This is a genomic window from Micromonospora sp. L5, from assembly GCF_000177655.2.
GTDB lineage: Bacteria > Actinomycetota > Actinomycetes > Mycobacteriales > Micromonosporaceae > Micromonospora > Micromonospora aurantiaca.
This window is the reverse complement of sequence record NC_014815.1, coordinates 6,904,106-6,927,916: the sequence shown is the minus strand read 5'-3', so window position 1 is coordinate 6,927,916 and position 23,811 is coordinate 6,904,106. Positions and strand designations below refer to the sequence as shown.

Here is a 23,811-nt window from a genome sequence, read left to right as displayed (position 1 = left end):
GGTCGTGTTCCGGTCTACAGCCGGAACACGACCGCCTCGCCGACCTGCTCCCGGGTCACGCCCAGCGCGTCGACCGGCCGGTCGAGCATCCCCTCCCACGGGGTGCCCTCCAGCTCGTCGCGCAACACGACCACGTTCTTCACGCCGATCTGCCGCAGGTAGTCGACGCTCGCGTAGTCCGGGAAGCTGACTGTCGCCTCGCGGATCTGGGCCTGCGAACGCGGCGTGAAACCGCTGCCGCCGTTGACCATCGGCTGGAACCGGTCGGTGGACCACAGCATCACCGGCTGATCGAGGTTCTGGCTGCTCGGCAGCACCAGCATCGGGCCGTCCACAGTCCGCATCGCCGCCGGCTGCCGCGGCACCACCGGCTGCGGCGTGGCGTTCAGCCCTTCCACGAGCACCAGCGCCAGCGGCAGCAGCGTGGCCAGGCGCAGCCACGGGCCCGGCCACGGCGGCACCCGCTCGGCGGCCAGCTCGCGTACCCGCATGCAGAACGCGGTGACCGCGCCGGCCGCGAGCAGACCCAGCAGCAGCGTGGTCCAGAGCATCATCCGGCCCGGCGTGCGCAGCCCGCTCCAGCCCGGCACGTAGTCGAACAACGGCACGTAGGTGAACCGGCCGCCGAAGAACCGGGTGCCCATCGCCAGCGCCATCGTCACCAGCACGCCGGCGAGCAGGAAGATCCGGTGCCGGACCCGCCAGACCGAGAAGAACAGACCACCGGCGGCGAGCGCGTAGAGCACGAAGCCCGGCAGCAGCGTCATCTCCGGATGCCAGGGCAGCACGGCACGGGCGCCCTCGTGCAGCCCGCCCCAGACCCGGGACTCGGCCGGCGCGGTGAAGAACCCGCTCGCCGGCGGCGAGTAGAGCCCGATGTCGCCGAGCGTCCGTTCCGCGTTCGGGTGCAGCTCGGCCACCCTGAAGTACGGCACCGCCAGCGCCGCGCCCACCGCGGCGAAGGCGAGCCCGCCGAACACGTCGGCCAGGAACAGCCGCCGCCCGAACGGACGCTTCACCCGGCGCCGTCGCACGAACCACAGCACCACCGCGACCAGAACGGTCCCGGCCAGCATGTACGCGAACGGCAGCCCGATACCGAACCCCAGGCTGAGCTGCCACGCGGCCACCAGCCACCCGGCGAACGCCCAGCCCGCGTGCCGGCGGCGCGGCCGGTAGCCGTACCGCAGCGACCAGCCGTGACCCCGCGCCAGCATGGCCAGCGCCAGCGGGATGCCGCCGTTGGAGAGGATGTGCAGGTGCCCCGCCTGGGCCAGCAGCCACGGCGCGTAGGCGAAGCTCGCCCCGGCCACCGCGCCGCCGATGCGGCCCGCGCCGAGCTGCCGGGCCAGCACGTACGCGCCGAACGCGGCGAGCGCGTGCGCCAGCACGAACATGATGTTGTAGCGCAGCACAGCGTGCTCCGGGCCGACCCCGATCAGGCCGGCCGGGGCGTACCCGAGGAGCGTGTCGGAGAACGCGAAGCTCCAGTTCTCCGGGTAGAACGTGTTCGCGTGCCACAGCATCGCCGGGTCGGTCCGCAGGATGTGGCCGGACCACGCCATCTGCCACGCCTGCAGGCTCGGATCCCAGTAGTCCTGCGGCAGCGTGTGCCGCGGATAGCGCAACGTGGGCCAGGTCATCGCCGCGGCCAGCGCCAGTGCGGCGACGGCGGCGAGCGTCCACTCGTGCACCAGGAACCGGCCGACCGCGCGGACGGCCCGCCGGGCCCGGCCGAGCACCGGCTCCGGCGCGGGCCCGAACGCGGACCAGGGATCGGCGGCCTTGTCGTCGGCCGTACCCGTTGTGTTCTCGTCGCCGGCGTCGGCCTTGTCGGCGGCGGTTCCGTCGTCGCCGCCGTTCGTCCGGGCGTCGTGGGCGTCGCCCTCGGCGGCGGCCTCGTCCCGGGCCTCGGCCTTCTTCCCGGCGGTGTCGTCCGTGCCGGATCCGCCCCCGGCGGTCCCACCCTCGCCGGGCGGGGCCGTCCCGGTCGCGTCGTCCGGCCGGTCCGGTGCGGCCGCGTCGCCGTCCGGACGGGGCTCGGCGCCGGACCGGCGGCCGGTCGTTCCGGACTGCTCGGTCGTCACGCCGCCGCGCCCAACTGTCCGCGCAGGAACGCGATGTCGGCGGCCTGGCCCTCGACGCCGCCGGGGGTCTCCACGATCACCGGCGCGCCGGCCGCGCGGATCACCGCCACCAGCAGTTCCGGGTCGATGGTGCCGCCGGTGAGGTTGTCGTGCCGGTCCTGGCCGGAGTTGAACGCGCCCTTGGAGTTGTTCGCGTGGATCAGGTCGATCCGGCCGGTGATCGCCTTCACCCGGTCGACCAGGCCCAGCAGTTCCTCGCCGCCCGCGTACGCGTGGCAGGTGTCCAGGCAGAAGCCGACCTCGTGGTCGCCGAGCGCGTCCCAGAGCCGGGCCAGCGAGTCGAGGTGCCGGGCGCAGGCGTTGTCACCGCCGGCGGTGTTCTCGATCAGCACCGGCAGCGGGAAGCCGCCGGAGTCCGCCGCGTACGCGAAGGTCTTGCGCCAGTTGTCGAAGCCGACCGCGACGTCGTGGCCGGCGTTGACGTGGCCGCCGTGCACGATCAGCCCTCTGGCCCCGACGTCCGCCGCGGCGGACGCGTGGGCGAGCAGCAGCTTGCGGCTGGGAATGCGGATCCGGTTGTTCAGCGTGGCCACGTTGATCACATACGGCGCGTGCACATAGAGGTCGACGTCGGCGGAACGCAGGCGCTCGGCGTCCTCGCGCGGCTTCGGGGCCTTCCAGCCCTGCGGGTCGGCCAGGAAGAACTGGACCGCCTCGGCCTGCCGGGCGGCCGCCTCGGCCAGCGGGTCGGTCGGGTCGACGTGGGCTCCGATTCGCATGCAGGGCAGCCTACGTCGCGCCTGCGACGGTCGGCGCGCTCGCGGGAGGCGCCCGGCGGGTCGGCCGCGTCACCACCCGGCCCGGCGGTCGTTGTCCGAGGTGGGATCGATGGTCGACGCTCCGCCCGCACGTGGTCCACAGCACGGACGGGCGAGGGTGGACCCCCGGAAACGGGACGCCCCGCCGTGCGGCCCGGCACTGCGGGGCGGGATCCGCTCGTTATCCCGGTACGGGAGGCCAGCAGTAGGACCAATTCCTCCATTTACCCCAAGTGGTGACGAGAGCCATTGTATGGTCAGACCAGGTGACAACACGATAAAGCTCCGCGGGGCGTCTTCGATCCAACCTCATCGGTGTGGTCGTTCCTCCCCAGGTCCCACCCAAGGAATGCGGACGGGACGCCCCGCGGTCCCGTGGACAGGGGTCCACCTGCCGGCTCGCCGGAGGTGGGCCCCTGTCGCCGCACCCGGCACACCGGGACCACCGGCCCGGCCATGATCGTCCGGACCGGCTATCCTGGTCCGGTTGTCCGTGTGTCCGGCCGGGTTCCCCCGGCACCGGCGCGGGCAACGACGCACGACCTCCTGCCACGGAAGGACCGTGGCCGCTTAGCCCACAGGAGGTGAGCACGTCTTGCGTCATTACGAAGTCATGGTGATCCTCGACCCCAGCCTCGAGGAGCGCACCGTCGCCCCGTCGCTCGACACGTACCTGAACGTGATCCGGACCGCGGGTGGCTCGGTGGAGAAGACCGACGTGTGGGGCCGCCGGCGCCTCGCGTACGAGATCAACAAGAAGGCCGAGGGCATCTACGCCGTCATCGACCTCCAGGCGACGCCGGAGGCCGTTGGCGAGCTGGACCGTCAGCTCCGACTCAACGAGTCGGTGCTGCGCACCAAGGTCATCCGCCCGGAGATGCGCTGAGCATCTAGACCCGGCACGTCCGGATCACAAGCCTCATCCACGCTGTCGTACGGCTCTGAGAGCCTGACGGCACAAAGATGAGTGCGCGAGGAGATGGTCATGGCAGGAGACACCACCATCACGGTCATCGGCAACCTGACCGATGACCCCGAGTTGCGATTCACCCCCTCCGGTGCGGCGGTCGCCAAGTTCCGGGTCGCTTCGACGCCCCGCTTCATGGACAAGGCCTCCGGCGAGTGGAAGGACGGCGAGCCGCTGTTCCTCTCGTGCACGGTCTGGCGCCAGGCCGCCGAGAACGTCGCCGAGTCGCTGCAGCGCGGCGCTCGCGTGATCGTGTCCGGCCGACTGCGCCAGCGGTCGTACGAGACCCGCGAGGGTGAGAAGCGCACCGTCATCGAGCTGGAGGTCGACGAGATCGGCCCGTCGCTGCGCTACGCCACGGCGAAGGTGCAGAAGATGTCCCGCTCCGGTGGCGGTGGCGGCGGCTTCGGTGGTGGTGGCGGCCAGGGCGGCGGCGGAGGCAACTTCGACGACCCCTGGGCCTCTGCTGCCCCCGCCCCCTCCCGCGGTGGTTCGGGCGGCAACTTCGACGAGGAGCCTCCGTTCTGATGGCGCCGAGCGCCCGCGATCGCAAACCAGGAGCACGAGCAATGGCTAAGGCTGCGGCCCTTCGCAAGCCGAAGAAGAAGGTGAACCCGCTCGACAAGGACGGGATCACCTACATCGATTACAAGGACACCGCGCTGCTGCGCAAGTTCATCTCCGACCGCGGCAAGATCCGCGCTCGACGGGTGACCGGCGTGACCTCGCAGCAGCAGCGGCAGATCGCCCGTGCGGTCAAGAACGCCCGCGAGATGGCGCTCCTGCCGTACACGGCCACGACCCGCTGAGAGGAGGCACGGACATGAAGATCATCCTCACTCAGGAGGTGTCCGGCCTCGGCTCTCCGGGCGACATCGTCGAGGTCAAGGACGGCTTCGGCCGTAACTACCTGCTGCCGCAGGGCTTCGCGATCGCCTGGACCAAGGGCGCGGAGAAGCAGGTCACGGTCATCAAGCGGGCCCGCTCGGCCCGCGAGATCCGCGACCTGGGCCACGCCACCGAGGTCAAGACCCAGATCGAGGGTCTGAAGGTCAACCTGAAGGCCCGCGCCGGCGACGGCGGGCGGCTCTTCGGCTCGGTCACCCCGGCCGAGATCGTCGACGCCGTCAAGGCCGCCGGCGGCCCGACCCTGGACCGCCGCCGGCTGGAACTGCCCGGCCACATCAAGGCGCTCGGCTCCTACCCGGTCAGCATCCGGCTGCACCCCGAGGTGACCGCCAAGTTCGACCTGAACGTGGTCAAGGGCTGACACCCGAAGCACGACGCGAAAGGCCCGCACCGGTCGCCGGTGCGGGCCTTTCCGCATCCCCGCCGCTCAGCCGAGCGGATTGCCGGTCACCGCGCTGATCACCACGGTGGACAGCCCACCACCCACCACCGCGGCCGCCAGCGCCACTGTCGCCGACCGCCACGTCGTCCCGACCTGCCGCAGCAGCACCGCCACCACCAGACTGCTCACCATCGCCAACCCGAACCGCGGCGCCGCCGACACCAACGACTCCAGCGCGTGCGCACGCGGCGAGTCACAACCACCGCCGGTGATGTCCGTGACGCACCCCGCCGGAGGCTGCCCGCTCAGGAACAGCAGGCCGACCACGAGCAGCACCGCCGGAACCAGATAGCAGGCCGCCGTGTAGACCAGCGGCCGCAACGGACCACCCGGATCCGGGTCCAGCAGGTCGTCCTCCAGCCGGCGACCCCACGAACCGCCGCCGATCGTCTCCACCCGCCGCCGCAACGTCGACGCCGCCGGCTCCACCGGGCGACGACGAGGCGCGGTACGCGGCCGCGGCGCCGAGTACGCCACCGCGGGCGAACGCGGAGCAGTCGACGGTGTCTCCATCCACCGGGGGTCGTCACCCGAGAGCCGGGTACCCGACCAGAACGCCTCGGCTCGCGCCGGCGACGCCCAGCCCTCCCGCACCGGCGGCGCCGAACGGTCCCACGGATCGGCCTCCGCGTACCGGTCGTCGGTGTCCCGCACCGGCTCCAGGAAACCGGTGTCGGTGAACCGGTCCCACTCACCCGTGTGCTCCGTACGGTCCCACCGGCTCTCCGCCCGCTCCCAGCGGCTCGCTGGCACCGGCCGGTCCCAGGCGTGCACGCCCGACGCGTCCCACGGATCGACGGCGGGCGGCTCCACCGGCTCACGCTCGGCGCTCCGGCGGCGCTGCCACGGATCCGCCGCCGGCCGCGACCGCGCCGACTCCGATGGCGTCGCCCGCGACCAGGCCGGCTCCGACTCCGACGCCGTCGCCCGTCCCCAGGCCGGCTCCGACTCTGCTGCCGGCGACGCCGGCCGGCCCGCGTCCGACGCCGACGCCGGCCACTCGGCATCCGTCCCCGAGCGGGACCACGCGCCGCCCGAGGCCGCCGACCGCGACCATGCGGAGTCCGACCCCGCCGGCGGCGGCCAGGAGGAACCCGACGCCGACCGGCGACGCCGACCCGCCGGCCGTTCACCGTCCGATCCGGCCGGCCCCTCGCTCGTACCCGCCGACTCCGGCAGCCCGGACCAGGTCACCTGCGGCCGGCGCGTCGCCGCCCGGCGCGGGCGACTCCGGGGCGCCGCCCCCGACACCGGCTCGTCGTCCTCGTCCGCCCGCCGGTTGCCCACGTACCCCCGCTCCTGCGGGGCGTCCATCGTCCACTCGGCGGTGTGGTCCGACAACGGACCCGCACCGATCGCGCGCAGATCCCGCCGGCCGGCACCTGAGGCCGGCGCCTCCACCTCGTCGTCGTCGGGCGCGGCATGCCGCCCGCCGCCGTCCGCGCGACTCACCCCGGACTCCAGCGCCCAACGGGGAAGGTACGTCTCCACCGGCTCGTCCTGGCCGCGCTCGATCGCCCGCCGCCGGCTCGCCGTGCGGTAGCCCTCCGGCGCGTACGAGTCGACCCGGCGCGGCCCGGCGGGCTCGTCCCAGGAACCGCTCGGCCGTCGCTCGCGCGGGCTGTCCTCCCCGCTTCCCCAGTCCCGGTGTCTCACGGCCGGAGCGTGACCTCTCTCAACCCGAAAGTAAACCCGCTGTCCCAGGTGTCGCCGTTTCGCAGCGATAGTACGGGACGAACGACGACAAAGCTCGGCCGGAAATCTTCCGTCCACAGGGTGGGGATAGTAAAAGCCCAGGTCAGAGGCGATAAGCCCGGAATTCCCCATCACTTTTCCACACCCCTGTGCACACCCTGCGCACATGCCTGTCCCCAGGCGTCCACAGGTTGTCCCGAGGCTCATCCACCGGCCTTGTTGAGCGGTTGACCTCGGGTTCCGTATCGTGGTCCCCCGACCGCCGGGCGATGACCCCCGATCGACCGGAGGGTCGGCGGAGAGTTGTCATACCCCGGCGATACAGCTGGACTCGATCCGACGCAGCGAGGGGGGAACCCGTGTCGGTCACCGACGAGACGCGTGCGGAACGGACCGGGGGATCATCGCCCGAGCCGCCGCCGCGCGAATCTGCGTTCGAGAAGACACCACCCCAGGACGTCGCCGCCGAGCAGTGCGTACTCGGCGGCATGCTGCTGTCCAAGGACGCCATCGCGGACGTCGTGGAGATCCTGAAGACAAACGACTTCTACCGTCCGGTCCACGCCACCATCTTCGACGCGATCCTGGACATCTACGGTCGCGGCGAACCCGCCGACCCGATCACCGTGGCGGCCGCGCTCGCCGACTCCGGTGACCTCGCCCGGATCGGCGGCGCCCCCTACCTGCACACGCTGATCGCCAGCGTGCCCACCGCCGCGAACGCCGCGTACTACGCCCGGATCGTCGGCGAACGGGCGGTGCTGCGCCGGCTGGTCGAGGCCGGCACCCGGATCGTGCAGCTCGGCTACGGCACCGGCCCGAGCGGCAGCCGCGACGTCGACGACATCGTCGACCTCGCCCAGCAGGCCGTCTACGAGATCACCGAGAAGCGCGTCAGCGAGGACTTCGCCGTCCTGGCCGACATGCTCCAGCCGACGCTGGACGAGATCGAGGCGGTCGGCGCCCAGGGCGGGGTGATGACCGGTGTGCCGACCGGGTTCACCGACCTCGACCGCCTGCTGAACGGCCTGCACGCCGGCCAGCTCATCATCGTGGCCGGCAGGCCTGGTCTCGGTAAGGCGCTCGCACTCGACACCCCGCTGCCCACCCCACAGGGCTGGACCACCATGGGTGAGGTGCGCGTCGGCGAGCAGCTCCTCGCCGCGGACGGCATCCCGACGACGATCACCAACGTCTTCGACGTGATGTACGACCGCCCCTGCTACGAGGTCGAGTTCTCCGACGGAAGCGTCATCGTGGCGGACGCCGAGCACCTGTGGAAGACCACCACCCGGGCCAGCCGACGCCAGCCGGAGGCACGTCGGCGGCACCACTGGGCCGAGCCGGCGTTGGCGAAGGTACGGGCGGCCGAGGTGGCTGCATTCGCCGAACCGCACCGCCTGGTCACTCTCGCCGAAACCCTGGAACAGGTCGGTCCGGAATTCCGCAACGTGCTTCACACGGTGGCGCAGACAGTGGGTTCCAACAGCCGGGTCGCCCGCCCGGTGACCTGGGCCGGCAAGACACGCAACTGGACGGCTCCGGGCTACCCGGTGGGCGCGTTGATCTCCGGCCTCCGTGCACGCGCGGAACGACCGGTGAACGCCGGCAGCCGCGCCGAGCATGACGGGATCGTCACGACGGCGCAGATCGCGGCCACGCTACGTACCGAGACGGCCGACCGCCGTCTCAACCACGCCGTGCGGAACTGCGCGCCGCTCCGACTTCCGGAACGCGACCTGACCGTCCCGCCGTACACCCTCGGGGTGTGGCTCGGCGACGGGCACACCGGGGCCAGCCGCTTCACCACCGCGGACGCGGAGATGCTCGACCTCGTGGCCCAGGACGGCTTCCTGGTGCGCCCGAGCGGGCCCATGGTCTACAGCGTGCATCTGCCCACGCCGGTCAGGACGGCGGACCGCACCTGCGTCGACTGCGGCGGCTCCACCCGTGCCCTGCGGGAGAACCCCGGAACCCGCCGATGCGCCGAGTGCCACGAGCGGAACGGTTCCTTCCTCGCCCTGCTCCGCCGGGTCGGGGTGGCCTACGACAAGCACATTCCGGACGACTATCTACGCGCCTCCGAAACCCAGCGCCGGGCGTTGCTCGCCGGTCTCATGGACACCGACGGCACGGTGGCGCCGACCGGGAACCTGCAGTACACGTCCACCTCGCGGCGCTTGATCGACGGCGTACGGGAACTCGTCGTCAGCCTGGGCTATCGGTGCACCATGACCGAGCGCAAGGTGCGCGGCCGTACCGAGGAATCGTCGATCGCGTACACGCTGAACTTCTCCACCCCGGACACGGTCTTCCGGCTGGACCGGAAGCGGACCGCCCATGCGGCCCGGCGCCGGACGTCCTCGGACGTCCGGTCCCACTCGCGGTTCATCGTGGACGTCCGTCCGGTGCCGAGCGTTCCGGTGCGCTGTGTGACCGTCGACAATCCCGACCATCTGTATCTGGCGGGCCGCTCGATGATCCCGACGCACAACAGCACGGCAAGTATGGACTTCGCCCGAAATGCAGCTATCCGCGCCAACCAGGCGTCGGCGATCTTCTCGCTGGAAATGAGCAAGGTCGAGATCGTCATGCGACTCCTCTCGGCCGAGGCGCGCGTGCCCCTGCACGTTCTGCGCAGCGGGCAGCTCTCCGACGACGACTGGACCAAGCTGGCCCGCTGCATGGGTGAGATCAGCGAGGCGCCGCTCTTCGTCGACGACACGCCGAGCATGAACCTCATGGAGATCCGGGCGAAGGCGCGGCGGCTCAAGCAGAAGCACGACCTGAAGCTGATCGTCGTCGACTATCTCCAGCTGATGACCTCGCCGAAGCGCACCGAGAGCCGGCAGCAGGAGGTCGCGGACCTGTCCCGTGGCCTGAAGCTGCTGGCCAAGGAGGTCGAATGCCCGGTGATCGCGGTGAGTCAGCTGAACCGTGGCCCCGAGCAGCGCACCGACAAGCGACCACAATTGTCCGACTTGCGGGAATCTGGATCTATTGAACAGGATGCAGACGTTGTCATTCTTCTGCACCGCGACGACTACTACGACAAGGAGTCGCCGCGAGCGGGCGAAGCGGACTTTATTGTTGCAAAGCACAGAAATGGTCCTACCGACACGGTCACCGTAGCGGCCCAGCTACACCTGTCGCGCTTCGTCGACATGGCCATCGTCTGAGCGACGTCAGCCGAGCAGCGGGAACCAGCCGGCGGCCTCGCCCAGCTCCAGCCGGTCCCGGTCGGTGAGCGGCACCCGCCCGGCGGCCTTCAACAGGTAGTCGTGGTCGTCCCAGCCGGCCGGCCGTACCGCGTCGTCGCTGAGCAGGCCGTCCATCGTGGTCACCGCTACCCGCGTCGGGTCCGCCGCCGGCCGCGGCGCGTCCGGCAGGTCCACCACCAGGTCCAGGTGATGGATGACCGCCTCGGTGGTCAGGGTGGCGAGCAGATGGGGTACGCGCAGCACGTGCCCCTGTGTCGTCACGTACCCGTCGGGGTCGGCCGCGGTGGCCGCGCGGACGGCGGCGGGCGCGGTGTCGGTCCAGAGCCGGACCACGCCTGTGGGCCTGTCGAAGGCGGCGGCGGAGCGGCGTGCCCACCAGGCGTGCCCGGCGCTCACGTCGTCGTCGCCGGGGGTGAACGCGCGCCAGTAGCTGACGTCGTCCACGTCGGCCGGTCCGGGTGCGGGGCTGGCCAGGGCGACGAGTGCGCGCTGGGCGTCGCAGAGCACGTGGAACAGCAGGTCGGCGACGAGCCAGCCGCGGCACCGGGTGGGCCGTTGCAGGCCGGCGTCGTCGAGCGTGGTGACGACGGCGGTGATGCCGTCGTACGCCTGGGCCAGCGCCTCGTGCTGCCGGATCGGGCTCATGTCGAGCAGCCTGCCACGGTGCGGCAGGCGCGGCACGCCGACGAGCGCGCCGGGTCGATGCGGTGCATCGGCCCGGCGCGCGCGTTGTCGGCGGTCAGTCGAACAGTTCGCCGAGGAAGCCGTGCTTCTTCTTGCGCCGGTAGTGGCCGTGGTAGCCGTGGTGCTGCTGGCCGTGGCCGTACGCGGGCTGCGCGTAGCCGTGGCCGGGCGGCGGCGGAGGGGGCGGGGGGACGGCGCCGTAGCCGGGCTGGTGCGGCGCGGCGGCGGGCGGGGGCGGCGGAGGTGGCGGGTAGCCGGCACCGGACGGCGCGGCCTGCTGCGGGGCGCCGCCGTGCTGCCGGTTCCAGTTGGCCTCGGCATCGAACAGCTTTTCCAGCTCGCCGCGGTCGAGGAAGATGCCCCGGCATTCGCCGCACTGGTCGATGACTACTCCGCTGCGCTCGTACTGGCGCATTTCTCCGCGGCACTTGGGACAGGTCATCTGCATGACAACGACGGTACCGGGTGTTTTCACGCAGTGGCGGTCAGCGCCTGCGTGACCTCGTCGTCGGAGACCTCGTGGAAGTCCTCGTAGTACGCCCCGACGGCGGCGAAGTCGGGCGGGAGTTGGCAGCTCACGACCGTGTCGGCGTCGGCGGCGAGCATGTCGTACGCCTGCTCGGATCCGACCGGGACGGCGACCAGGACCCGGACGGCGCCGAGGTGGCGGGCGACCTGGACGGCGGCCCGGGCGGTGGCGCCGGTGGCGAGTCCGTCGTCCACGATGACGGCGGTGCGCCCGGTGAGGTCGAGCGGTGGGCGGCCGCCGCGGTAGCGCTGTTCGCGGCGTTCCAGTTCGGCCTGTTCGCGGCGGCGGACCTGGGCCCTGTCGTTCTCGCTGATCCGGCCGGCGACCATCTCGTTGAGGACCTGCACGCCGCCGGGGCCGAGCGCGCCGTACGCGACCTCGGGTGCCCAGGGCACGCCGAGCTTGCGGACGACGAGGACGTCCAGTGGTGCGCCGAGCCGGTCGGCGACCACCCGGGCGACGGGTACACCGCCGCGTACCAGGCCGAGCACGATGACGTCGGGCCGGCCGGCGAGGTCGGTGAGTCGTTCGGCGAGTTCGCGTCCCGCCTCGGCCCGGTCGCGGTAGGTGGTCATCCCTCAGGTGTACGCCTTCCGGCCGGATCGCGCGGGGCGGTTGCCGGGAATGCCGCCCTGTCGTCCGGTCGGGTGAGCGCCAGCGCGGGGGCGAGGACGAGCAGGGCTGCCGGGTAGAGCAGGTACCCGAAGCGGGTGGAGGGCATCAGCAGGATCGCGGCGAGCAGTCCGTACCCGCAGATGATGGCCGTGGCGGCGGCGGTGCGGGGCGGACGGCGCAGCAGCCGGACGGCGATGGCGAGCCCGGCGGCGACGAGCAGCGCGGTGGCGACGGCGCGGCCGGCCGGGAGTGTCTCGGCGATGAGGTGCCCGGGGAACGGCGACTGGGCGGGGCTGGTGACGAGGCCGTGGCCGAGCGGGAAGCGCAGCACGTTCTCGACGAGGGCGTCGCGGTCGACGAGGAGCACCGGGATCAGGGCGAGGACGGGTAGGCCGATGGCGCCGAGGGCGGTGCGGGTCGCGGACCGGCGGGTGGCGGCCCAGCAGATCAGCACGACGGCGACCGGCCAGGCGAAGAGCTTCAGGGCACCGGCGGCGCCGACCGCGAGGCCGGCCCGCCCGGGCCGGCCGGCGGCGGCGAGCGCGAGGGCGAGCAGGCAGAGCGCGAGTACGGGGAGGTCGTCGCCGCCGGTGGCGAGGGTGAGCGCGCAGACGGGCAGGACTGTGGCGGCCTGGACGGCGCGCAGGACGGCGGCGTCGCGGCGGGGTGCGCCCGGGCCGCCGCTTGCGCGCAGCGTGGCGACGAGGGCGACGAGGGTGAGCGCGGTGACCACGGCGAACCAGACGCGGGAGTCGGTCCACCAGGCGTCGACGGCGGCACGGGGCAGCCCGAACAGCGCCATACCGGGCTGGTAGGGGGTGTAGCCGAGGAGTTGCTCGCCGGGGGGCAGGGCGGCGATGGCGTCGGGTCCGAGGTAGGGGGTGCCGTGCTCGGCGAGGCGGGCTCCGGCGTGTTCGACCACGATCACCTCCTCCTGGGCGCGGTCGGTGCGTCCGCCGGCGCGTTCGACGCTCTGCGTGACGATCGGCAGCAGCGCGGTGGCGGCCCAGGCGAGACCGGCGACGGTCCAGCGTGCGGGCAGGCCGGCCAGGGGGGTGCCGGGGTCGCGGCGGCGGGCGAGCAGCTGGGTGGTCGCGGCGAGCGTGGCGAGCGCGTACCCGATGGTGGCGACGGCGCCCCAGGCGCGGTGCGGCGGGAGGGTGGAGGTGGCGGCGGTGATCGCGGCGAAGACGGTGGCGGCGGCGTAGAGGCCCAGGTCGAGGGCGAGGCCGCCGGCGGCGGTGTCGAGTGCCGACCAGCGGCGGGAGACGGGGGTTGCCGGGTCGGCTTGGGCGGTCACGCGGGCCAGTGTGGCAGACCGGCGGGGTGGCCCGGCCGGGTCAGGGTTGCCGGGCGTCGGTGGCGGCGGGGGGTGACGGGCGGGTGCGGCCGGTGCGGCGGCCGGGGAGGCGGATGACGGCGCCGGCGTCGTGCAGCGCGGGTGCGAGCGCGCCGGTCCGGCCGCCGTGGCCGCGCTGGAGGGCGGCGAGGAGCGCGGCTGCGGGCAGTGGCCGGGCGAACAGGTGGCCCTGCCCGGCGGCGCAGCCGAGTTCCCAGAGCGCGCGGCGTTGCGGTTCGCTCTCCACGCCCTCGGCGACCACGGTGAGGTCGAGGCTGCGGCCGAGGTCGAGGGTGGAGCGGATCACGGCGGCGGCTTCGGGCGCGGTCTCCATGGCGCCGACGAAACTGCGGTCGATCTTCAATTCGTGTACGGGGATGCGGGAGAGCAGGGAGAGCGACGAGTATCCGGTGCCGAAGTCGTCGAGCGCGAGCCGGACGCCGGAGTCACGCAGCCGGCTGAGGACGCGGTCGACGACGTCGAGCTGGCTGAGGGTGAGCGTCTCGGTCAGTTCCAGCACGAGCCGGTCCGGCGGGAGGTCGTGGGCGCGTAGCCGGGCCAGCACGGCGCCGGGGAAGCGGGCGTCGAGCAGGCTGCGCGGGGACACGTTCACCGAGACGGGCAGGTCGAAGCCGGCGTCGCGCCAGGAGCCGGCGGCGATGAGCGCCTGGTCGAGGATCGCCTCGGCGAACGCGGGGAGCAGCCCGGAGCGTTCCACCGCTTCGAGGAAGCGCAGCGGGTCGATGAGCCCGTGGGTGGGGTGGTGCCAGCGGGCGAGTGCCTCCGCGCCGATCACCTCGCCGCTGCCCAGGTCGACGATGGGCTGGAAGTTGACGGTGAACTCGTGGTCGGCGACGGCGCGGGGCAGTTCGCCGCCGAGGGTGAGCCGGCTCAGGTCGGCGGTGTCGCGGGCCGGCGCGTAGGTGGCGACCCGTTGGCCGGCGCGTTTGGCCTGGTACATGGCCACGTCGGCGCGGCGCAGCAGTTCGGCCATGCCGCCGGTGGCGGGGGCGACGGCGATGCCGCCGCTGGCCTCCACGCTGATCCGCATGCCGTCGAGGTCGAGCGGGTCGTGCAGCGCCGCGAGCAGGGCCTCGGCGCGGTGGGCGGCGACGGCCGGTGCGGGCAGGCCGCGCAGGAGTACGGCGAACTCGTCGCCGCCGAGCCGGGCGACCAGGTCGTCGGGGCGGGCCGCGCCGCGGAGTCGTTCGGCGACCTGGATCAGCACCTGGTCGCCGGCGCCGTGCCCGAGGGTGTCGTTGACTTCCTTGAAGTGGTTGAGGTCGATCAGCACCAGGGCGGTGACGCCGTCGGCGTGCCGGCTGGTGAGCTGGGCGCTGCCCTCGTCGAGCAGGTGCCGCCGGTTGGACAGGCCGGTGAGGGCGTCGTGGGTGGCGGCGTAGGCGTGGTCCTCGGCGATGCGGGCGAGTTCGGCGTACGCCTGGGCGTTGCGGACCGCGGTGCAGAGGGCGGAGGCGAAGGTACGCAGGGTGTACTGCTCGCGTTCGGAGAGTTCGACCGGGCCGGCGAACCGCAGCCGCAGCACGCCTACGTCGACAGTCCGGTCGTGGCCCTCGAGGCGGTTGGTGAGTACCGAACCCTCGATCGAGCTCGGTTCGCCGGCCGGGCCGCGGTAGGTGATGGCTCCTCCGACGCCTCGCACCACCAGTGCTTCCTCACGTAGTTCGATTTCGACCTCGTCGGCGGAGAACAGCTCGGTCGCTTGCGTGACCGCTGTGGTGAGTACCCGATTGAGATCGACTACATTCAATGCGTCGGTCGTCCGGGCCAACCGTTGCCAGGCCTCCCGCTCGGCGCGATTACGAAGTCGGCTGGAGTAGGCGAGATGCAGGCTCAACACGAGCGGCGGTACGACGATCAGGAAAGTCGGGTCGATCCGGAGGATGAGCAGCGTGCACAGGATCACCGAGAAGCGGGCGGCGACGCTCGCCAGCCGGAGATCCCACTGCTCCCGGAAGCGCTTGCGGATCGGTGTCCCGGTCGCGAAGGCGAGGACCGGGAAGGTGAGCAGCTCATCGAGGACGACGACGGTCACGTAGGCCAGCACCAGGGCGGGCAGTGAGCGGCTGATGGGCCCTGACCAGGGCCAGGACCAGCCGGCGGCGATGAGGACCAGGCCTCCCGCCGCAGCCAGCGTCATCTCCTTGGCGACGCCGAAGGCCAGCTTGATCGGGGTGAGGCGACCGATCAGGCGGGTGATGGCGACGCCCAGGCCGGTAGCGATGACGACCCACGGCACGGGTGCGACCGCAAGCCCGATCACGGTTGCCGCATCGGTCCACGAAACGCCGTGGGTGGTGGCGCGAATACGAATTCGCACATTCACCGTCGCAGCCACGGCTACGAGAAAGGTGATCGTGGCCGCCCGTGTGATGTTCTTCTGGGTTGTCAGGTCGCCGACGGCGATCAGGCGGATGCTCACCAGTGTGGCCAGTGTGGCCGCAAACACGACGAGACCGACAAGCAGCAAGAGCCGCCGATCGGTCCCATTGTCGCGTGCGTGGGCGCGAGTCACGTGGTCTGCCTCCACCGCGCTCGTTCGTAGCGGTGCGTGTGCTCGTACTGTACGGCCCGCTCAGGCGCCCCGGAAGTTCGCTTCACAGCCAGTCGTTGCCGCGCATGGCCTTCGCCCTTCGTTCGACCCCCAGAGCCGGCGATCACCGGCCCATCCGACGTCGAACATGTTATGGCTTTTAGGCCAGGATACATCCATTAGATGTCCATATGCGCATATTGCGCCAATGCGCCTGCTTCTTGTTACGCTCGGTCTTTGACCGGAGACTGAACGCATATTCAGTGCGCGCTTTCAAGTGGGATTATCGAGCCCTTCATCACCGGGTGTCTGTAGTCGTTCGGTTTCCTCCTTCCGTAACATCCGCCACGACAACTCACAGAAAAAGCGTCGTTGCTCTCCGGCACCGGAAACTCCTGTGGCGTATAGGGTGCTATCTTCCGTAAGTCTGCATTTCGCATAGTTCACACGGTCGCGGGCAATTTGATTGGCGCGTGCCGCCCGGAGGGAACAGTTGGTGGATATCCGGCTGCTGGGCGTGCCGGAGGTGTGGCAGGGATCGGATCCACTGCCACTCGGTACGCCGAAGCAGCAGATGGCGCTGGCGGTGCTGGTGCTGCACGGCGGCCAGCTCGTCACCGTCGACACCCTCGTCGACGAGCTGTGGCCCGAGGACCCACCCCGTTCCGCGTTGGCAAACGTGCGGACGTATGTGGGCAACCTTCGACGGACGTTCGATCGGCATCAGGGCCCGAGCCTGGTTCGGCTCTCCGGCGGCTACCGCCTGGATGTGGGCGACGAGCGGGTGGACGTGCGTTGTTTCGAGCACCTGACCGGTGAGGCGGTGTCGGCCTGGTCGGACGGGCAGCACGAACGTGTTGACGAGTTGCTCAGCCAGGGCGAACGTCTGTGGCGCGGTCCTCTGGCGGCCGGCCTGCGGGTGGGGCCGGTTCTGACGGCGCGCCGGGCGGCACTGGAGGAGCAGCGGCTGGCGGCGATCGAGCTTCGTGCCCGGCTCGACGTCGCACTCGGCCGCACCAGAGCGGCAATCGCACTTCTCACCGATCACGTGAACAGTCATCCCTACCGGGAGCAGGCACACGCGCTGCTGGCCAGTGCGCTGAAGGCGGACGGCGACGCGGGCGGCGCCCTGGCTGTCATCCATCGCGCCGAGTCGATCCTCACCCGGCAACTCGGCATCGAGCCGGGAACCGAGCTGCTCGATCTGCGCAGGTCACTACTGGGCAGGACCGCGCCGCGCTCGCCGTCCGCAGCCGGGCAGGGCGGTGCTGAACGAGGAGGTGCGGCCACCTCGAACGCGCGGCGGGCGCACCCGTACCACCTTCCGCGGGGCGCTGCTGATCTCGTCGGACGGCGGGGACTCGTCGAGAGGATGCTGGCGGAGATCGGATCGCCGGGTGACGGATCGCCGACCGTACGCGTGATCGACGGTATGGCGGGCAGCGGCAAGACCCTCTTCGCGCTTCACCTGGCGCACCTGCTCAGCGACCGGTACCCGGATGGGCAACTCTTCATCGATCTGCGGGGGCACACCGAGGGAGCCCCGGTCGAGCCGGGCGACGCCCTCACTGTGCTGCTTCGCCAGCTGGAGGTACCGGCGGGCCGGATTCCCAGTGATCACGAGGAGCGGGCCGAGTTGTGGCAGCGCGAGCTGCGGGGTCGCCGCGTCGTCCTCGTGCTGGACAACGCGGCCGACGGGCAGCAGGTGCGTCCGCTCCTGCCCGTCGGTTCAGGGTCGGCGGTGCTGGTGACCAGTCGTCGGCGGCTGTCGGTGAGCGACATCGGTCCGCCCGTCTCGCTTCCCGTGATGACACCCGACGAGGCGGTGGAACTCCTGGCACGCACCGCCGGTGCGGAGCGGATCAGCAAGGAACCGGATGCCGCGACGGAGGTGGCTCGCCGCTGCGGCCATCTGCCGCTGGCCGTCCGGCTGGCCGGCGGATGGTTGGCCCACCGGCCGGCCTGGCGAGTTGCCGACCTGGCTCGACGGCTCGAGGCCGGAGGCACCGTGCTGCGGCAGCTGGCGGTGGAGCAGCAGACCGTCGCCGGTGCCTTCTCAGCCTCGTACGAGCACCTGAGCGAACCCGTGAAATGGCTGTTCCGGCTGATCGGCCTGCACCCGGGCGACTCCTTCGACGCGCGTATGGCCGCCGCTCTCGCGGCTCTTCCGCTCGACCGGACGGAACGGATGCTGGACGACCTCCTCGACCAGCACCTGATCGAGGAGGTCGCTCCGGGGCGCTACCGGATGCACGATCTGATGCGTCAGTACTCCGCCGAGCTCTTCCGTGAGTCGACGGATCCCACGCAGCGCCACGAGGCGGGCAACCGCCTGCTCGACCACGTCCTGCACCAGGTGGCGGTCCGGGCAAGCTCCCTGGACCAGCAGGTACTGGCTACCCACCTGCGCCTGGAGGCGCCGCTCCGGGCCGATCTGATCAGCGAGGCTGACACCTCGGACATCGAATGGCTGGAGCGGGAGCGGCCCAATCTCATCGCGTTGATCAGATTCGCCCTTCAGGAGGAGGGGCAGTCCGGATACGCATGGCGCCTGGCTCGGGCGATGTGGCGGTTCTGCTACATGCGGGGGTACTTCGGTGACATCGTCGCGACCCACCAGACGGGCCTGACCGCTGCCGAGCGCAGCGGTGACCGTGCGGCACAGGCGGTCATGCACAACTACCTGGCGTCGGCGTACACCCGGACCGGCAGCTATCTGGACTCGCTGCGTCACCTCGAGGTAGCGGTGTCCATCTCGCGGGACCTGCACGACCGGCGCAGCGAGCACCGTTACCGGGCGAACCTCGTGGTCGTCCACTGGCTCACGGGAAGCTCCGAGCGGTCGGTGAGTCTGGGACGGCAGTTGCTCCGGGAGGACACGCGAGGCGCGGTCGACCCGATCGTGGCCCTGCCCAACCTCGGGTACGCGCTGACCGCCGTCGGGCGGTATCCCGAAGCGCTCCGCGCCCATCGGCAGCACCTCTTCCTGGCTCGGTGCCAGGGAAGCCGGTTCCACATGTCCAACGCGCTCGGCCACATCGCCTCGGTGGAGAACCGCCTCGGAAACTACCGCAAGGCGGTGCGCCTGATCGCGGCGTCGCTCCGGCTGCGCGCGCAGACCGGGCACCGGTTCGGTGAGGCGGAGGCCCGCAACGACCTCGGCGTCGCCTACCGGCATCTGGGCCGGCTCGCAGAGGCACGAAGCCAGCACGAACTGGCTCTCGACCTGGCGCGGGACTCGAGTGACCGGCATGTGCAGGCGGCGGCGTCGAACGACCTCGGCCTGACACTGGCCGCGGCCGGACACGTGGACCAGGCCGTCTCCGCGCACCGTGAAGCCCTCGGCCTGGCCAGCCGCATCGCGCATCCCTACGAGCAGGGACGCGCCCTGAGTGCCCTGGCCGATCATCTGGCCGGAACGGACGCCGCCGAAGCGGACCGCTACCGGCAGCGCGCGTTGGCGATCTTCGAGCGGATGGGTGCGCCCGAGCGCCACGACCTGCGCCGGCAGCTCGCCGAGACGCCGGCCTGAACCGGCTTATCGATTTCTTATCGCGGCGTTCGTTAGCGTCCCCGGCATCGGCCAACGGGGAGGGTTCAGCGCCAGAGCGGACCCGGCCGAACGAGGCCCCCACCGTCAGTTCCCCCCAGCGAATCGGCGGTGGGCAGGTGAGGGAGGGGCGTCGTGCACCGGCACCCGACACGACGCTCCTCCCCGCCGCAGGCCGCGGCACCCGGGCAGGCCGGAGCACCCGCGTCGTCGTACCCGGCGGATAGGGTCGGGCCGTGACCGAACCCGCGCAGCTCACCCACGTCGACCCGGCCGGTGCGGCCCGGATGGTCGACGTCTCCGCCAAGCCGGTCTCGGGCCGGCTCGCGGTCGCCGCCGGCCGCCTCCGCACCACTGCCGAGGTGGTGGAGTTGCTGCGCCGCGACGGCCTGCCCAAGGGCGACGCGCTCGCCGTCGGCCGGCTCGCCGGCATCATGGGCGCCAAGCGCACGCCCGACCTGATCCCGCTCTGCCACCCGATCGCGTTGCACGGCGTCACAGTCGACCTCGACCTCACCGCCGACACGGTGGAGATCACCGCCACCGCGAAGACCGCCGACCGCACGGGCGTGGAGATGGAGGCGCTGACCGCCGTGGCGGTCGCCGGGCTCGCCCTGGTCGACATGGTGAAGGCGGTCGACCCGGCCGCCTCGGTGGACGCCGTCCGGGTGCTCCGCAAGGAGGGCGGCAAGACCGGCGAGTGGGTCCGGCCGGAGGACCGGCCGTGATCCGGGCCCGGGTGATCGTGGCGTCCAACCGGGCTGCCGCCGGGGTGTACGAGGACACCAGCGGCCCGCTGCTCGTGACCGGGCTGCGCGAGCTGGGCTGCGAGGTCGACGCTCCGGTGGTGGTGCCCGACGGCGAACCGGTCGGCGACGCCCTGCGTGCCGCCCGCGCAGACGGCGTCGACGTGGTGCTGACCAGCGGTGGCACCGGCATCACCCCGACCGACCGCACGCCCGACGTGACGCGCGCGCTGCTCGACTACGAGATCCCCGGCATCGCCGAGGCGATTCGCGCGCACAGCCGCGACACCGTGCCGACGGCTGCGTTGTCCCGCGGGCTGGCCGGGGTGACCGGCCGGACGCTCGTGGTCAACCTGCCCGGCTCACGCGGTGGCGCCCGGGACGGTCTGGCGGTGCTCGGCCCGATCCTGCGGCACGCCGTCGACCAGCTTCGCGGCGGCGACCACTGAACCCGCGCGGCACGTGCCCCGGCGTTAGGCTCGCCGGATGAGCACGGAAACCGAAGCCGCCGCGGCCGAGGCCGGCACGCCACCACCGGCCGGGTGGGAGGAGGCCCGCTCCCGGGTGTACGCGGTGGGTCTGTCCGCCGCGCTCCCCGCGGTCGCCCGTCCGCTTGCCGAGGCCGACGGGCACACCCTGGCCGAGCCGCTGACCACGCGCACCGACCTGCCGGCGTTCCCCACCTCCAGCGTGGACGGCTGGGCGGTGCGCGGCGCGGGGCCGTGGCGGGTGGTCGGGCGGGTGCTCGCCGGGCAGACCGCGCCTCCGCTGGAGGCCGACTGCAGCACGGTGGAGATCGCCACCGGCGCGATGGTTCCCGAGGGCACGACGGCGATCCTGCGGATCGAGGAGTCGACGCGTACGTCGGACGGCCTGGTGTCCGGCACGCCCCGCCCGGCGCCGGAGTGGCGGGAGCCGGGCGAGGAGGCGCACCTCGGGGAGGTACTGCTGCCCGCCGGCACGCCCGTGGACCCGGCGGTGATCGGCCTGGCCGCCTCCTGCGGGCACGACACGCTGCGGGTCCGCCGCCCACCCCGGGCCGCGCTCCTGGTCTTCGGCGACGAACTGCTCACCTCCGGTCCGCCCGGCGCCGGGCGGGTCCGTGACGCGCTCGGTCCGTCGGTGCCGGCCTGGCTGCGCCGCTACGGCTGCCAGGTGCGCGCGGCCGACGTGGTCGGCCCGGTCGCCGACACGCTGCCCGCGCACGTGGCGGCGCTGCGGGGCGCGCTCGCCAACGCCGACCTGGTCTGCACCACCGGCGGCACCATGCACGGTCCGGTCGACCATCTGCACCCGACGCTGGAGGCGCTCGGCGCCGACTACGTGGTGAACACCGTGGCGGTGCGCCCGGGTTTCCCGATGCTGCTCGCCCGGCTGGTGGACGGCGACGGGCGGGTGCGGTTCGTGGCCGGTCTGCCCGGCAACCCGCAGTCGGCCGTGGTGGCGCTCGTGTCGCTCGTCGCGCCCCTGCTCGCCGGTCTCACCGGCCGGCAGATGCCGGTACTGCCGCACGTGACACTGGCCGAGCCGATTCCCGGGCGCGGCGACTACACCCATCTGGCGCTGGCCCGCTGGGACCGCGTCGCCGGCACCGCGTACCCGGTGCGGCACGTCGGCTCGGCGATGCTGCGTGGGCTGGCCGGCGCGGACGGGTTCGCGATGATCCGGCCCGGCACCAGCGGCGCGGCCGGCGACCGGGTGCCGCTGGTGCCGCTGCCACTGACCCCCGGGGAGCGATTCGGGTGAGCGCGACGAACGAGCCGACGGGAGACGTCGTGACAGTGGAAGCAGGCGTGGTGCTCGGCGCGGTGACCGACCGGCCGCTCGACCTGGCCGCGCACGAGGCGGCGGTCGCCGACCGCCGTGCCGGCGCGGTGGTGTCCTTCCAGGGCGTGGTCCGCGACCACGACCACGGGCGGGCGGTCACCCGGCTGGAGTACGAGGGCCACCCCACCGCCGAGGCGGTGCTGCGCGAGGTGGCGGCCGAGGTGGCGGCCGACCCGCAGGTGTACGCGGTGGCGGTGTCGCACCGGATCGGCCCGCTGGAGATCGGTGACGTGGCACTGGTGGCGGCGGTCAGCACGGCGCACCGCGCGGCCGCGTTCGCCGCCTGCGCCCGGCTGGTCGACGAGGTGAAGGCGCGGCTGCCGATCTGGAAGCGGCAGGTCTTCGACGACGGCACCGAGGAATGGGTGAACTGCCCCTGAGGGCTCAGCGCCGGGCGGCGAGCGCGGCGGTGCGGCCCAGCCGCTCGTGGTAGAACGCCGGCTCGGCGCCGGGACGCCACGGCAGCGCCGCGACGAGCACGATCAGCGCGATGGCCAGGGAGTTCTCCATCAGCGCGCCGAACAGGCCGTCCTGGTAGTGGGACACCTCGGGGAGCTGGTGCTCGTACGGCCAGATCGGTGAGATCAGGAACAGCAGGTAGAGCCCGAGCGCGCCGACGCCGTGGCGGAGCCCGGTCAGCGTCGGGTACCAGATCGGCGGGCGCAGTGCCGGCACACCGTTGGCCGAGGGACCGCCGGTGCCGCGCGGGGGCAGGCCGCGGCTGGCTTCGCGGCGGCGTACCGCGGCGTCGGCCAGCACGATGATCGCCGGGATGACCCAGATCAGGTGGTGCGACCAGGAGATCGGGCTGATCACGTTGGCGGTGAGCCCGACCAGCGTGAACGCGGTCAGCTCGTCGCCGTCGGCGCGGGCGCTCATCGCCCGGGACAGGCCCAGCGCCAGGATGAGCACCGAGAACGCCAGCCAGAGCAGGCCGGGCGTCTCGATCGAGTCGTAGAGGCGCGCCAGCAGACCGGCGAGGGACTGGTTGGCGGTCATGTCCGCCGCGCCGACCCGCTCGGTCTGCCAGAGCACGTCGGCGAAGTACGCGCGGGACTCCTCACCGAGCACACCGAACGTAGCGATGGTCACGCCGATGGCGGTGCCGACAGCGGTGAGCGCGGCCCGCCACTGCCGGGTGAGCATCAGATAGGCCACGAACAGCGCCGGGGTGAGCTTGACCGCCGTGGCGAGCCCGATGCCCACACCGGCCCAGGCGCCGCTGTAGACGAACCGGGCCAGCGGCGAATCGGCCGTCTCGTAGTGGGTGCCCCGCTTGGCCCGCCAGCGCAGGCCCACCATGTCCGCCATGATCAGCGCGAACAGCAGCAGGTTGACCTGCCCGTAGCCGAGCGTCTCCCGGGACGGCTCGATGGCGACTGCGAGCGGGGTGGCGATGCCGACGGTGAACCAGAGCGGCCAGCCGAGCCGGTCCACGATGGGGCGTAGCAGCGCCGCGAGGACGACGGCGAGCGCGCCGATGCTGGCGAGCGCGTTGACGAAGCCGGCGCCGTCGACCGGCAGCCACGACATCGGCAGCATGACCAGGGCGGCGAACGGGGGGTAGGTGAAGCCCAGCGTGGTCGAGGGCGCGACGAAGTCGTACAGCTCGTTGCCGCCGGCCCACCACAGCACCGCGCCGTGGTAGATCTTCATGTCGAAGAAGTTGTACGGCCGTCCGAAGGCGCCGATGGCGAGCCACGCGGCGTACGACACGGCGGCGACGACGCCGAGACGCACCACGATCCGGCGGTCGACGCGGGAGGTCGGGGCGAGGCGGTTGGTCCGTCTACCGACTGTCGTCGGCATGGCGTGGCCACCCCCGTAC

19 protein-coding genes are annotated in these 23,811 nt (G+C 72.2%); 10 read left to right on the top strand and 9 right to left on the bottom strand.

Annotated features, from left to right (window positions below):
- Nucleotides 1-14: 14 nt before the first annotated feature.
- Both ML5_RS30980 and ML5_RS30975 read right to left on the bottom strand, forming a co-directional pair.
- Nucleotides 15-2,087 carry a hypothetical protein gene (locus tag ML5_RS30980; RefSeq protein ID WP_013477522.1) on the bottom strand — a complete coding sequence of 691 codons (2,073 nt, stop codon included), beginning with the start codon at nt 2,085-2,087 and terminating at the stop codon, nt 15-17.
- Nucleotides 2,084-2,866, bottom strand: coding sequence for a deoxyribonuclease IV (locus ML5_RS30975; protein WP_013289358.1), 783 nt, complete (start codon nt 2,864-2,866; stop codon nt 2,084-2,086). The genes ML5_RS30980 and ML5_RS30975 overlap by 4 nt, the downstream gene beginning before the upstream one ends.
- A gap of 634 nt (nt 2,867-3,500) precedes the next feature.
- Here ML5_RS30975 and rpsF point away from each other — a divergent pair.
- From rpsF to rplI, 4 genes are all read left to right on the top strand, one after another.
- Entirely contained in the window at nt 3,501-3,791 is a 291-nt protein-coding gene (gene rpsF, locus ML5_RS30970) for a 30S ribosomal protein S6 (RefSeq protein ID WP_013289357.1), read from the top strand.
- An 81-nt stretch (nt 3,792-3,872) separates the two neighbouring features.
- Complete coding sequence (locus ML5_RS30965) at nt 3,873-4,400, top strand: single-stranded DNA-binding protein (protein WP_018788497.1); 528 nt, start codon at nt 3,873-3,875, stop codon at nt 4,398-4,400.
- Between the two features lie 41 nt (nt 4,401-4,441).
- Entirely contained in the window at nt 4,442-4,681 is a 240-nt protein-coding gene (gene rpsR, locus ML5_RS30960; protein WP_013289355.1) for a 30S ribosomal protein S18, read from the top strand.
- 14 nt (nt 4,682-4,695) lie between these two features.
- Complete coding sequence (gene rplI / locus ML5_RS30955) at nt 4,696-5,142, top strand: 50S ribosomal protein L9 (RefSeq protein WP_013289354.1); 447 nt, start codon at nt 4,696-4,698, stop codon at nt 5,140-5,142.
- Nucleotides 5,143-5,208: 66 nt separating this feature from the next.
- On the opposite strand, the gene ML5_RS30950 is transcribed toward rplI, so the two are convergent.
- Entirely contained in the window at nt 5,209-6,879 is a 1,671-nt protein-coding gene (locus ML5_RS30950; RefSeq protein ID WP_013477521.1) for a hypothetical protein, read from the bottom strand.
- A 398-nt stretch (nt 6,880-7,277) separates the two neighbouring features.
- On the opposite strand from ML5_RS30950, the gene dnaB reads away from it, so the two are divergent.
- Nucleotides 7,278-10,097, top strand: coding sequence for a replicative DNA helicase (gene dnaB, locus ML5_RS30945; protein WP_013477520.1), 2,820 nt, complete (start codon nt 7,278-7,280; stop codon nt 10,095-10,097).
- Nucleotides 10,098-10,103: 6 nt separating this feature from the next.
- Here dnaB and ML5_RS30940 read toward each other — a convergent pair whose 3' ends face one another.
- From ML5_RS30940 to ML5_RS30920, 5 genes are all read right to left on the bottom strand, one after another.
- Complete coding sequence (locus ML5_RS30940) at nt 10,104-10,784, bottom strand: maleylpyruvate isomerase N-terminal domain-containing protein (protein ID WP_013477519.1); 681 nt, start codon at nt 10,782-10,784, stop codon at nt 10,104-10,106.
- Between the two features lie 94 nt (nt 10,785-10,878).
- Nucleotides 10,879-11,271 carry a zf-TFIIB domain-containing protein gene (locus tag ML5_RS30935; RefSeq protein ID WP_013477518.1) on the bottom strand — a complete coding sequence of 131 codons (393 nt, stop codon included), beginning with the start codon at nt 11,269-11,271 and terminating at the stop codon, nt 10,879-10,881.
- Between the two features lie 23 nt (nt 11,272-11,294).
- Nucleotides 11,295-11,927, bottom strand: a complete 633-nt coding sequence (locus tag ML5_RS30930; RefSeq protein ID WP_013289349.1) for a phosphoribosyltransferase — start codon at nt 11,925-11,927, stop codon at nt 11,295-11,297.
- Nucleotides 11,924-13,267 carry a glycosyltransferase 87 family protein gene (locus ML5_RS30925; protein WP_013477517.1) on the bottom strand — a complete coding sequence of 448 codons (1,344 nt, stop codon included), beginning with the start codon at nt 13,265-13,267 and terminating at the stop codon, nt 11,924-11,926. Before ML5_RS30925 ends, ML5_RS30930 begins: the two co-directional genes overlap by 4 nt.
- Before the next feature lie 40 nt (nt 13,268-13,307).
- On the bottom strand, nt 13,308-15,842 hold the full coding sequence (locus ML5_RS30920) for a bifunctional diguanylate cyclase/phosphodiesterase (protein WP_013477516.1): 2,535 nt from the start codon (nt 15,840-15,842) through the stop codon (nt 13,308-13,310).
- A 514-nt stretch (nt 15,843-16,356) separates the two neighbouring features.
- On the opposite strand from ML5_RS30920, the gene ML5_RS30915 reads away from it, so the two are divergent.
- From ML5_RS30915 to ML5_RS30895, 5 genes are all read left to right on the top strand, one after another.
- On the top strand, nt 16,357-19,392 hold the full coding sequence (locus tag ML5_RS30915; RefSeq protein WP_013477515.1) for a BTAD domain-containing putative transcriptional regulator: 3,036 nt from the start codon (nt 16,357-16,359) through the stop codon (nt 19,390-19,392).
- Nucleotides 19,393-19,646: 254 nt separating this feature from the next.
- Nucleotides 19,647-20,138 carry a cyclic pyranopterin monophosphate synthase MoaC gene (gene moaC / locus ML5_RS30910; RefSeq protein ID WP_013289345.1) on the top strand — a complete coding sequence of 164 codons (492 nt, stop codon included), beginning with the start codon at nt 19,647-19,649 and terminating at the stop codon, nt 20,136-20,138.
- Nucleotides 20,135-20,605: a molybdenum cofactor biosynthesis protein B gene (locus ML5_RS30905; RefSeq protein ID WP_013477514.1), complete on the top strand. Its 471-nt coding sequence runs from the start codon at nt 20,135-20,137 to the stop codon at nt 20,603-20,605. The genes moaC and ML5_RS30905 overlap by 4 nt, the downstream gene beginning before the upstream one ends.
- A 37-nt stretch (nt 20,606-20,642) precedes the next feature.
- On the top strand, nt 20,643-21,902 hold the full coding sequence (locus tag ML5_RS30900; RefSeq protein ID WP_013477513.1) for a molybdopterin molybdotransferase MoeA: 1,260 nt from the start codon (nt 20,643-20,645) through the stop codon (nt 21,900-21,902).
- A 35-nt stretch (nt 21,903-21,937) separates the two neighbouring features.
- On the top strand, nt 21,938-22,363 hold the full coding sequence (locus tag ML5_RS30895; RefSeq protein WP_176921779.1) for a molybdenum cofactor biosynthesis protein MoaE: 426 nt from the start codon (nt 21,938-21,940) through the stop codon (nt 22,361-22,363).
- A 4-nt stretch (nt 22,364-22,367) separates the two neighbouring features.
- Here ML5_RS30895 and ML5_RS30890 read toward each other — a convergent pair whose 3' ends face one another.
- Nucleotides 22,368-23,792, bottom strand: a complete 1,425-nt coding sequence (locus tag ML5_RS30890) for a glycosyltransferase 87 family protein (RefSeq protein ID WP_013289341.1) — start codon at nt 23,790-23,792, stop codon at nt 22,368-22,370.
- Nucleotides 23,793-23,811: the final 19 nt, after the last annotated feature.

What these genes read in the sequence shown, in the direction of transcription:
- ML5_RS30975 (WP_013289358.1), bottom strand. Translation starts at nt 2,866, where the DNA reads ATGCGAATCGGAGCCCACGTCGACCCGACCGACCCGCTGGCCGAGGCG.
- rpsR (WP_013289355.1), top strand. Translation starts at nt 4,442, where the DNA reads ATGGCTAAGGCTGCGGCCCTTCGCAAGCCGAAGAAGAAGGTGAACCCG.
- rplI (WP_013289354.1), top strand. Translation starts at nt 4,696, where the DNA reads ATGAAGATCATCCTCACTCAGGAGGTGTCCGGCCTCGGCTCTCCGGGC.
- ML5_RS30940 (WP_013477519.1), bottom strand. Translation starts at nt 10,784, where the DNA reads ATGAGCCCGATCCGGCAGCACGAGGCGCTGGCCCAGGCGTACGACGGC.
- ML5_RS30935 (WP_013477518.1), bottom strand. Translation starts at nt 11,271, where the DNA reads ATGCAGATGACCTGTCCCAAGTGCCGCGGAGAAATGCGCCAGTACGAG.
- ML5_RS30930 (WP_013289349.1), bottom strand. Translation starts at nt 11,927, where the DNA reads ATGACCACCTACCGCGACCGGGCCGAGGCGGGACGCGAACTCGCCGAA.
- ML5_RS30900 (WP_013477513.1), top strand. Translation starts at nt 20,643, where the DNA reads ATGAGCACGGAAACCGAAGCCGCCGCGGCCGAGGCCGGCACGCCACCA.
- ML5_RS30890 (WP_013289341.1), bottom strand. Translation starts at nt 23,792, where the DNA reads ATGCCGACGACAGTCGGTAGACGGACCAACCGCCTCGCCCCGACCTCC.